Annotated in this window: 9 protein-coding genes; 8 read left to right on the top strand and 1 reads right to left on the bottom strand. The window is 69.2% G+C overall.

Going from position 1 to position 10,613, the window contains the following annotated elements; translation table 11 throughout:
- Positions 1-1,845: thioredoxin domain-containing protein (locus ACRDPN_RS15080; protein ID WP_431449501.1), on the top strand; the 1,845-nt coding region annotated here is incomplete at its 5' end.
- Here ACRDPN_RS15080 and trhA read toward each other — a convergent pair.
- The gene (gene trhA / locus ACRDPN_RS15075) at positions 1,833-2,531 is read right to left on the bottom strand and encodes a PAQR family membrane homeostasis protein TrhA (RefSeq protein WP_431449500.1); all 699 of its coding nucleotides are present in this window, start codon (positions 2,529-2,531) and stop codon (positions 1,833-1,835) included. The two genes, ACRDPN_RS15080 and trhA, sit on opposite strands and share 13 nt — an antisense overlap.
- Before the next feature lie 17 nt (positions 2,532-2,548).
- Here trhA and ACRDPN_RS15070 point away from each other — a divergent pair, with 17 nt between their 5' ends.
- From ACRDPN_RS15070 to ACRDPN_RS15040, 7 genes are all read left to right on the top strand, one after another.
- On the top strand, positions 2,549-3,310 hold the full coding sequence (locus ACRDPN_RS15070) for an isoprenyl transferase (protein ID WP_431449499.1): 762 nt from the start codon (positions 2,549-2,551) through the stop codon (positions 3,308-3,310).
- Between the two features lie 293 nt (positions 3,311-3,603).
- Positions 3,604-4,938 carry a PhoH family protein gene (locus ACRDPN_RS15065; protein ID WP_431449498.1) on the top strand — a complete coding sequence of 445 codons (1,335 nt, stop codon included), beginning with the start codon at positions 3,604-3,606 and terminating at the stop codon, positions 4,936-4,938.
- Between the two features lie 99 nt (positions 4,939-5,037).
- Positions 5,038-6,264 (top strand): extracellular solute-binding protein, encoded by a 1,227-nt coding sequence (locus tag ACRDPN_RS15060; RefSeq protein ID WP_431449497.1) that lies wholly within the window; start codon positions 5,038-5,040, stop codon positions 6,262-6,264.
- Entirely contained in the window at positions 6,264-7,130 is an 867-nt protein-coding gene (locus tag ACRDPN_RS15055; protein ID WP_431449496.1) for a carbohydrate ABC transporter permease, read from the top strand. The genes ACRDPN_RS15060 and ACRDPN_RS15055 overlap by 1 nt, the downstream gene beginning before the upstream one ends.
- Positions 7,127-8,098, top strand: a complete 972-nt coding sequence (locus ACRDPN_RS15050) for an ABC transporter permease subunit (RefSeq protein ID WP_431449495.1) — start codon at positions 7,127-7,129, stop codon at positions 8,096-8,098. Before ACRDPN_RS15055 ends, ACRDPN_RS15050 begins: the two co-directional genes overlap by 4 nt.
- Positions 8,098-9,261, top strand: a complete 1,164-nt coding sequence (locus ACRDPN_RS15045) for an ABC transporter ATP-binding protein (RefSeq protein WP_431449494.1) — start codon at positions 8,098-8,100, stop codon at positions 9,259-9,261. Before ACRDPN_RS15050 ends, ACRDPN_RS15045 begins: the two co-directional genes overlap by 1 nt.
- On the top strand, positions 9,261-10,583 hold the full coding sequence (locus ACRDPN_RS15040) for a DUF2079 domain-containing protein (RefSeq protein ID WP_431449493.1): 1,323 nt from the start codon (positions 9,261-9,263) through the stop codon (positions 10,581-10,583). The genes ACRDPN_RS15045 and ACRDPN_RS15040 overlap by 1 nt, the downstream gene beginning before the upstream one ends.
- Positions 10,584-10,613: the final 30 nt, after the last annotated feature.

Here is a 10,613-nt window from a genome sequence, read left to right as displayed (position 1 = left end):
GCCTGCCACTGGTGCCACGTGATGGCGCACGAGTCGTTCGAGGATGCGGCCACCGCGACGTTCATGAACGAACATTTCGTCAACATCAAGGTCGACCGCGAGGAGCGACCCGACATCGACGCCGTCTACATGAGTGCGACCCAAGCCATGACGGGTCAGGGCGGGTGGCCGATGACCTGCATCCTCACCCCGGACGGTGAGCCGTTCTTCGCCGGCACATACTTCCCACCCGAACCCCGCCAGGGGATGCCCGCTTTCACCCAGGTACTGCAAGCCCTCGCGGACGCCTGGAAGAATCGGCGCGACGAGGTGAGCGCAGTCAGCGCCGACGTCATCGATCATCTCCGGCAGTCGGTCGAGCACGGAGGTGAGGCGCTCGGCGCAGGCGACCTCGCCGCCGCCGCGGCCACCCTCTCCACGCAGCACGACGAGGAGGCCGGCGGCTTCGGGGCCAGCCCCAAGTTCCCGCCGTCGATGGTGCTGGAGTTCCTGCTGCGCCACCATGCGCGCACCGGCGACACCCGGTCGCTCGAGATGGTCGAAAGGACCAGCGACTCGATGGCCAGGGGCGGCCTGTACGACCAGCTCGGTGGCGGCTTCGCGCGCTACGGCGTCGACCGCTTCTGGCGGGTGCCGCACTTCGAGAAGATGCTCTACGACAACGCCCAGCTGCTGCGCATCTACCTGCATGTCTGGCGTCAGTCTGATTCGCCGCTGGCCGAACGCGTGGCCCGGGAGACGGCGCAGTTCATCCTCGTCGAGCTCGGCACTGCCGAGGGCGGGTTCGCCTCGGCGCTCGACGCCGACAGCGACGGCCACGAGGGCACGTACTACGTCTGGAACCCGAACCAGCTGATGCGCCTGCTCGGTGCCCAGGACGGCGCTTGGGCGGCGAAGCTGCTCGGCATCACAGGGGAGGGGACGTTCGAGCGCGGGTTCTCCACGCTTCAGCTCCTGGAGGATCCCGACGACGCCGACCGGTGGGCGGACGTCCGCGCGCGCCTCCTCGCCGCCCGGGCAGAGCGCACTCGGCCGGCTCGCGACGACAAGGTCGTGGCGGCGTGGAACGGCCTCGCGATCACGGCTCTGGCCGAGGCATCGGTTCTGCTCGACGATCGGGCGCTCGGCGAGGCGGCCGTCCGAGCCGCGACGTTGCTGGTCGACGTGCACGGCGCTGGATCGGGCGAGTTCGTGCGGGCGTCGCGCGACGGTGTCGCCGGTCGCCACGCCGCTGTGCTCGAGGACCACGGCTGCGTCGCCGAGGCGTTCATCGCGGTGCTCGGCATCACCGGCGACCCGGTCTGGCTCGACCGCGCCCGGGCGCTCCTTGACGGCGTGCTCGAGCACTTCGCGGATCCGGCCGGGGGATTCTTCGACACCGCGGACGACGCCGAGACGCTGCTGGTGCGTCCCAAGGACGTCTCAGACAACGCGTACCCGTCCGGCACGTCCTCCGCGGTGACGGCGCTGGTGGCCTTTGCAGCCGTCACCGGCGAGCACCGGTACCGCGAGGCCGCCGAGAGCGGGCTGGCGTCGGCCGCCGCGGTCGCGCGTCAGGTTCCGCGGTTCGCCGGCTGGAGCCTCGCCGTCGCCGAGGCCATGCTCGCCGGGCCGGCTGAGGTAGCCGTCGTCGGACCGCCTGGGGAGCGCGCCGAGCTGCATCGTGCCGCGCTTCGACTCACCTCACCCGGTGCCGTGGTGATCGGAGGCGAGCCCGGCACGCCACTGGCTCTGTTCGAAGGTCGCACCGAGGTTGACGGCAGACCGGCGGCGTACGTGTGCCGGGACTTTGTGTGCCGAGTGCCCGTGACGGACCCCGAGGCACTGGGTGGTCAACTGGAGTAGGCGAGGAAGCTGACGCCGATGTAGTGGACGATGAACGCAGCGATCGTGAGCGTGTGGAACACCTCGTGGAAGCCGTACCAGGTGGGCCACGGGTCGGGCTTCTTGAATCCGTACACGAGGGCACCGAGGGTGTAGAGCGCGCCGCCGACGATCAGGAGGACGAGCACGGGCGTTGATGCCTCCCGCGCGAACTCCGGGAAGTAGAACACCGCAGCCCAGCCGAGCAAGAGGTACAAGGGCACGTAGAACCACCGCGGCGCACCGACCCAGAAGATGCGGGAAGCCGCACCGAGGAGCGCACCGCCCCACACCACGGAGAGCAGGATCGTCGCGTGCGTGGGTGTCAGGAGCAGCAGCGAGAACGGGGTGTACGAACCGGCGATGAGCACGAAGATGGTCGCGTGGTCGACGCGCTTCCAGATCATGCGGGCACGGTCGCTCCAGCGTCCGGTGTGGTAGATCGCGCTGACGCCGAACAGCGCCAGCGCACTCAGCATGAACACGGCCGCGCCGGCGCGCACGAGCAGGTTGTCGGAGAGCACGAGCAGCACCACGAAGGACAAGAACGCGAGAGGCCAGGTAGCCGCATGCAGCCAGCCGCGGAGCTTCGGCTTGATCTCGCGGGCGGTCTCGCGAACGGCCTCGGACGCCTCCTCTCTCAGCGTGTCGTGACCGTGCTTCGTCATGTGATGAGATTAGCGACATGAACGTCAGCGACGTCCTCTACGGTGCCTACGAGCGCCGGCTGCTGCGTCAGCTCGACACGAGCAGGTTGCCGCGCCACGTGGGCGCGATCATCGACGGCAATCGGCGGTGGGCCAAGGACGCCCGCCAGGACCTGGAGAGCGGTTACCAGGCCGGCGCCGCCAAGGTCGACGAGTTCCTCGACTGGTGCCACGAGCTCGGCGTGGGCACCGTGACGTTCTGGGTGCTGTCCACCGACAACCTGCAGCGCCCGGCGGGCGAGCTCGCCAGCATCCTCGACGCCGTGGAGACCCTCGTCGACCGCCTTGCGGCCGACGGTCGCTGGCGGCTGACGCTGATGGGGAGCCTCGAGCTCCTGCCGGCCGAGGCGGCCGGACGCCTCAAGAGCTCGGCCGACGGCACGGCCGGCGTCGACGGCATGCAGGTGAACATCTGCGTCGGCTACGGCGGCCGCCAGGAGCTCACCGACGCCATCAGGTCGCTGCTGCTCGAGAAGGCGGCAGCCGGGTGCGACCTCGAGCAGGTCGCCCGCACGCTCGAGGTCGACCACATCGCCGAGCACCTGTACACGAAGGGCCAGCCCGACCCCGATCTCGTCATCCGCACCTCGGGGGAGCAGCGCCTGTCGGGCTTCCTGCTCTGGCAGAGCGTCCATTCGGAGTTCTACTTCTGCGACGCGTTGTGGCCGGCGTTCCGCCGCGTCGACCTGCTCCGCGCCATGCGGTCCTACGCGTCGCGCGAGCGCCGCTTCGGCACCTGACCCGTCGCGAGAGAGAAGTTCCCCCGTCGCGAGAGAGAAATTCCCCGGTCGGGAGAGAGATGTTCTCACGGGCCCGGTCCTGAACAAGGAAACTTCTCTCTCACCGGTGGTGCATTTCTCTCTCGCGAGCGGTGGGTCCGCAACAGGGCGCCGGGCGTGTCGTCACTGTTGAACCGCACCTTCGGACATAACGTCGGGGTGTGTTGATGCTCGCCCCTGAGCCCAGCCGCCCCACTCGCACCAACGACTAAGGGCCGGCGCAGGGCGCGCGCGGGCTCACCGAGGAGACAGCCGTGGTTGTGAAGAAGAACGCGAGCACCCGTCCCACCACCTCCCGGAAGTGCCACACCTTCGTCCTGGACACCAGCGTCCTGCTGGCCGATCCTGCGGCGGTCACCCGGTTCCATGAACACGAGGTCGTCATCCCCGTGGTCGTCATCACGGAGCTTGAGGCCAAGCGGCACCATCCCGAGCTCGGCTACTTCGCTCGCACCGCTCTGCGGTTCCTCGACGACCTTCGGGTGCAGCACGGCACCCTCGACGTCCCACTGCCGATCGGGGCCGAAGGTGGCACGATCCGGGTCGAGCTCAACCACACCGACCCCGAGGCACTCCCCGCGGGATTCCGGCTCGGCGACAACGACACCCGCATCCTGTCGGTGGCGCGCAATCTCGCCAACGAGGGCCACGACGTCACACTCGTCTCGAAGGACCTCCCGATGCGGGTCAAGGCGTCGGCCGTGGGTCTCGTCGCGGAGGAGTACCGCGCGGAGCTCGCGCTGGAGTCCGGATGGACCGGGATGCACGCGATCGACGTCGAAAGCGCCGACCTCGACGCCCTCTACGAGGCCAACGAGATCGACCTTCCGGAGGCCCGCGACCTGCCGTGCCACACCGGGCTCGTGCTCGTCTCGGAGAAGGGCAGCGGGCTCGGACGGGTGACGCCCGACAAGCACGTCCAGCTGGTGCGCGGTGATCGGGACGCCTTCGGCATCCACGGACGCTCGGCCGAGCAGCGGATCGCGCTCGACCTCCTGCTCGACCCCGACGTCGGCATCGTCTCGCTCGGCGGTCGCGCGGGCACCGGCAAGTCGGCGCTCGCGATCTGCGCCGGACTGGAGGCCGTCATGGAGCGGCGCCAGCACAAGAAGGTCGTGGTGTTCCGTCCGCTGTACGCCGTCGGCGGTCAGGAGCTCGGCTACCTGCCGGGAACCGAGGCCGAGAAGATGGGACCTTGGGGCCAGGCCGTGTTCGACACCCTGGGCGCCGTCACCTCGACGCCGGTCGTCGAGGAGATCCTCGATCGGGGGATGCTCGAGGTGCTGCCGCTGACGCACATCCGCGGGCGGTCCCTGCACGACTCCTTCGTCATCGTCGACGAGGCGCAATCGCTCGAGCGCAACGTCCTGCTCACGGTGCTCTCGCGCATCGGCGCGAACTCGAAGGTCGTCCTCACGCACGACGTCGCACAGCGGGACAACCTGCGCGTCGGTCGACACGACGGGGTCGTCGCGGTGGTCGAGAAGCTCAAGGGCCATCCGCTCTTCGCCCACGTCACGCTCACCCGGTCGGAGCGCTCACCGGTGGCCGCACTCGTCACCGAAATGCTTGAAGATGTGACTCTCTGAATCCCTCACGTGACCGCGTGGTGACGCTTCAACCGTCCATGGTCGGGTACTGACTCAAGTCGCGATGTACGGCACTGTCCCTGTGGCAGAGTTGCGCCCGTGAACAGGAGGGGAGTCGTCGGCGTCGTCCTCGTACTCGTGACGTTGACGCTGGCCGCATGCGGTGGCTCCGAACCGGCCACTGCGCGCGTCCTGACGTGGTGGGTGGTGCCCGACCGCGTCGATGCCGACGCGATCGCGAAGGCGTGCAGCGGTGCCGCCGGCGACTACTCCATCGACATCGAGCAACTCCCGCCCGACATCGACCAGCGTCGGGCCGAGATCGTGCGCCGCTTCGCGGCCGGCGACGACTCGATCGACATTCTCAGTCTCGACACCTCCCTGACCGCCGAGATCGCCACCGCCGGCTACCTGGCCGGGGTACCGACCGAGGTCGAGGCCGAGCTCACGAGCGGTGCGCTGCCCAAGGCGGTCGAGGCCGCCAGTCACGACGAACGCCTGGTGGCCGCTCCGTGGTGGCTGGACCCGCAGGTGCTCTGGTTCCGCGGCACCGCCGCCGAGCGTGCCGGCATCGACACCACGAAGCCGGTCAGCTGGGACGACCTGCTGGCCGGCGCGGAGCGGCTCGGCACCACGGTGCAGATCGACGACGCAGGCGGCAACGGCCTCGCCGACTGGGTCAGGGCACTCTTGGCCGGGGCGGGCGGCAACCTCCTCGAGGGCGCAGGACGCGAGCCCGAGATCGGGCTCGCCACGGAAGCAGGGCGAGTCGCCGCAGGCATCGTCCAGTTCTACGCCGGAGCCGGCATCGGGCCCGGTCCGTCGCCGGACGCCCTCACCGAGTTCGCCGGTACGAGCGGCGGATTCCTGCTCGCGAGCAGTGCGGTCGTGTCCGACCCGGCGCTCTCGACGACCGCGTCCGACATGACCGCCGTGGCCTACCCGGTGATCGAGGGCGAGAGCGTGGCGCCGCTGTCAGGTGTCTCCCTCGCCGTGCCCAAGGACGCTCCGGATCCCGGCCTGGCCTTCGAGGCCGTCACCTGTCTCACCTCGGCGGAGTCGCAGCAGCAGATGATGATCGGGTCGGGCCACGGCGCGACCCGGGAAGCCACCTACGAAGATGACGAGGTCAAGAGCGCGCTGGCGTCTAGCGAGGTGGCGCTCAAGGCCGTGACGTCGGGCGTCAACGTGCCCTCGACCCCGTACTGGCAGCGGGTCCGCGCGGGTCTTCGCGACTCCTGGACCCCGATCACCGGCGTGAGTCCGTCGACGACCCCCAGCAAGTCACAGCGAGCCGTCGAAGACCTGGTCGGGGGAGGTCTGTGATGAGCCGCCGTCATCCGCACGCGCGCGTTCGACGGCACCCGCTCCGGGGTGGGTGGGGCCTGGCCGCGCCGGCCGTCCTCGTGCTCGCCGTCGTGATCCTGTGGCCGCTGGGCCGGGCGATCCACACCTCGCTGTTCACCAAGTCGCTCACCACTCCCGACGACACCGCCTTCGCCGGACCCGGCAACTACCTCGAGGTGGTCACGAGCACCAAGTGGTGGGTTGCGGTGGCTCTCTCGCTCGTGTTCGTCGCCGCGGTCGTCGTCATCCAGCTCCTGCTGGCCGGTGCGTTCGCGGCGGCTCTGCGCCGCATCACCTTCATCGCCCCCTACACCCGCGTGCTGGTGCTGGTGCCGTTTGCGTTGATGGCCACGGTCGTCGCGTTCGTGTGGCGTGAGGGCGTCACCGCGGGGTTCGCGCCCGAATGGTTCCACTACTCCGGAGACGGCCAGGTCGCTGCCCTCGCCGCGGTGGCGGCCGGCGAGATCTGGCGAGGCACCGGCATCACGACCATCATCCTGCTCGCCGGCCTGTCACGGGTGCCGCATTCACTGTTGGAGTCGGCGGTCGCCGACGGAGCCACCGGACGTCAGCGCCTGACCAGGATCGTGCTGCCCGCCGCGGCACCGGCCATCGCAGTCGCCGCTGTCTACCGCTCGCTCGACGCGTTCCGGGCGTTTGAGGGGCCGTTGCTCGCCGAGCCGTCGCTGCCGCGGCTCCGCACTGCTCCGTTGATGCTCTGGGACACCACGTTCACGTCGTTCGAGGTCGGCCTCGGTGCGGCGATGTCGATCGTGCTGCTCGCCCTCGCGGGTGTGCTCGGCGTCATGCTGATGCTGCTTCTCCGGGTGCGGAGGGTGCTGTGAGGCCGTCGATCCGATCGCGCATCGTGGCCTCGGCCACGGCCTTCGTGCTCGGCTTCGGGGTCGCGAACTACGGGATCCTGCGGATACCGGGTCGCGACCGATGGCTGTGGTTCGCGGTGGCCATCGTGCTGATGCTCACCAGCGTCGTGGGTGTCCTGCTGGCCGACTCGCGTCGGCGGATCTCGATGTGGGCCGTCATCGGGGCGGAGCTGCTGGTGGTCTTCACCGCCCTGCCTCTGCTCTGGACGTTCACGCTCGCCACCTCGAGGCAGGAGACCCCGACGTCGCTGCTTCCCCAGGACGTCCGGTGGTCGGTGTTCGGTGACGCCCTGGGCACGGAGGCCATCCGTCAGTCCGCCACCACGTCGGCTCTCGTGGCCCTGATCGCCACGGTCCTGTCGCTGTTGGTCGCGGTGCCGGCCGCCTACGCGCTGGTGCGGCGCCGCGTGCGTGGTCGGCGCGCCGTCTACTTCTTCGTGCTGGCCGCGCTGCTCGCCCCGCTCATCGCCCTGGCCGGTCCGTTCGGCGAACTGCTGCGGGCGTTCGGGGTCTTCGGGTCCCGCCTCGTCCTCGTCGCGCCCACGATGATGATCACCCTTCCGCTCGCGATGTGGCTGAGCATCACGTGGATGCGCGACCTGCCGTGGACGCTGCGTGACTCAATACGGGCCGACGGGGGCACCCGCCGGCAGCAGATCCGGGCCTTCGTGCTCCCGGCCGCCGCGCCGACCCTGCTCACCGTCGCGTTCATCACCTTCATCGCAGCCTGCAACGACGCCATCATCGGCGCCACCCTGACGGACGAGGAGTCGCGCACGCTTCCCGCCACCCTCCTGCTGGCCGCCGACCAGCTCGAACAGCCATCAGCCGCGGTGGCGGCCACCGGACTGCTGTGGCTGGTGCCGGCCGTGCTCGTGCTGCTTGCCCTGCCCCGCCGGACCATCCGACTCTTGGGAAGGACGTACTGATGACCACGATCGAGGTCCGCAACGTCAGTCTCGACGCCCCTGACGGGCGCCGTCTCCTCGACGACGTCAGCCTGTCCGTCCCGTCCGGCTCCCGGCTGGCCGTCTGCGGTCCGCCGGGGGCCGGCAAGACCGCGCTGATGCGAGTGCTCGTCGGCCTCGACGAGCACACAGACGGTGACGTCTTGATCGACGGAGATCTGGTGAATTCGGCGAGCCCTCGCCAACGCGACCTGGCGTTGGTCTTCTCCGACTATGCGCTGCACCCGCATCTCGACGTCTACGACAACCTCGCGTTCGCGGCCCGACTGCGCCGGGGTAGCAACAGGAACAACCTCGACGACCGGGTGGAGGAGGTGGCGGAGTTCCTGGCGCTCGGTCACCTGCTCGATGACAAACCGGCCGATCTCGATGACAGTCAGCGTCAGCGCGTCGCGATCGGCCGTGCGCTGGTGCGCGATGCGGCAGGCTATCTGTTCGACGAGCCGTTCACCGCCCAGGACGATCGCGTTCGCTCGCACGTCCGGTCCGTCACGACCCGCTGGCAGACCGAACGGAATCGCACGTCCATCTTCACGACGTCCGACGTCCAGGAGGCGTTGTCGCTCGCCGACCGGGTGGCGGTCATGCACCAGGGCTACGTGCACCAGGTCGGCTCGCCACGCGACCTCTACGACCGGCCCCATGACGTCTTCGTCGCCAGCTTCCTCGGCTCACCGTCGATGAACCTCGTCCCGGCTCGGGTCTCGGGGGGCCAGCTGGTGCTGCCTTTCGCCAACATTGCACTCGACGAGTCACTCAGGCGCCGCGTCGGGGATCGCGACTGGGTGATCGTCGGCATCCGTCCTGAGCTCTGCTACGACGCCAACTCGCCGGAGGGGCGGGAGATCAACGACCGGGTCGACTTCACGACCCTGATCGACGACGTCGAGTGGCGCCCCAAGACCCAGCTCGTCTACCTCGGCTATGAGCTTCCCGAAGAGGTCGAGGAGACGCTTGCCGAGATCGAGGACATCCTCGACTTCGACCTGTTCCAGAACTTCTTCGTCGCGGAGCTGTCTGCGGGCTCGGACCTGCGCGCGGGCATGACGGCTCGCATCGTCGTGCCCCGTGAGGGCGTCCACCTGTTCGACGCGGAGACCGGCGAGAGCTTGACGCACGGGTGATGGGCGCTAAGCGCGCTCGTGCGTTCGCCGCGGCGTGGGCGGTGCTCTGCGGCGCCGGCTACGTCACCGTGTCGCTGGTTCGGTTCGACCGGTTCGAGCCGGCGTCCTACGACAACGCCATCTTCGAGCAGGCGATCCGTGGCTACGCCCAACTGAACGCGCCGATCGTCGCCATCAAGGGTCCCGGCTTCAATCTGCTCGGCGACCACTTCTCTCCGGTGATCGCCCTGGTCGCTCCCATGTACCGGTTGTTCCCGTCGGCGCAGACACTGCTGGTCGTCCAGGCCGTCCTGATCGCCGTCTCGGTGTACGTCGTCGCATCGCTGGGCCTGCGCCGGCTCGGGGTCTGGGCCGGTGGTGGGATCGCCCTGGCGTACGGCTTGTCGTTCGGGCTGCAGTCGGCGGTCACGGCGGACTTCCACGAGGTGGCGTTCGGAGTGCCACTGCTCGCCCTGGCCGGAGCCGCCTACGTCGAGGGTCACTACGGACGCGTGGTCGCGTGGTCGCTCCCGTTGTTGCTGGTGAAGGAGGATCTCGGTCTCACGGTCGCCCTCATCGGTCTCGTGCTCTGGTTGGCAGGGGAGCGTCGTCGCGGAACTGGTCTCGCGCTGGCGGGGGGAGCGGGATTCCTCCTGGTGATCCTCGTGATCATCCCGTCGCTCAACCCCGACGGCGTCTATGCCTACACGGGCTCGGTGGGTGGCGACCGCGGCCTGCTGGAGACCGTGCTCGACGAGCCCGGGCGCAAGTTGCTGACCGTCGTGATGACGTTCGCCGTCACAGGGTTCGCCGCCCTCGCGTCGCCGTGGGCACTGCTCGTGCTGCCGACTTTCGCGTGGCGCTTCGCCGGTGACAACCCGTATTACTGGGGCACCGACTTCCACTACTCGATCCTGCTCATGACCATCGTCGCCGTCGCGGCGATCGACGCGATCGGCCGGCATCCTCGGCTTCGTCTCGCCGCCATCGGGGCGGTCGTCTTCACGGCGGCGATGCAGGTGACCTCGCCGCTCGCGACGCTCGTCGATCCCGACACCTATGAGCGTCCGGCTCGCGCAGAAGCCGCAGAGCGGGTGATCGGGCTCCTACCCGACGGCTCGACGGTCGACACCGACATCGGTCTCATGACGCACCTGACCACGGATCACGTGGTCACCTGGATCGGTACGCCGCGCAACGCGACGCCCGACTGGGTGCTGCTCGACCACGGCTCCGGCATCGGCTCACCACCGGACGCCGTCGCCTACGCGGAAGACCGCTACGGCGTGCCCTTCACGCTGGTCGAGGAAGTCGACGGCTACCAGCTCGCCCGCCGCCAGTAGCGCTCGAGCACACGACGTCGACATCGGCGA

It is taken from the genome of Aeromicrobium sp., from assembly GCF_050700635.1.
In the GTDB taxonomy this organism is placed as follows: Bacteria; Actinomycetota; Actinomycetes; order Propionibacteriales; family Nocardioidaceae; genus Aeromicrobium.
Note: the sequence above shows the minus strand (reverse complement) of the source record. Positions and strands in the feature narration are given on the sequence as shown.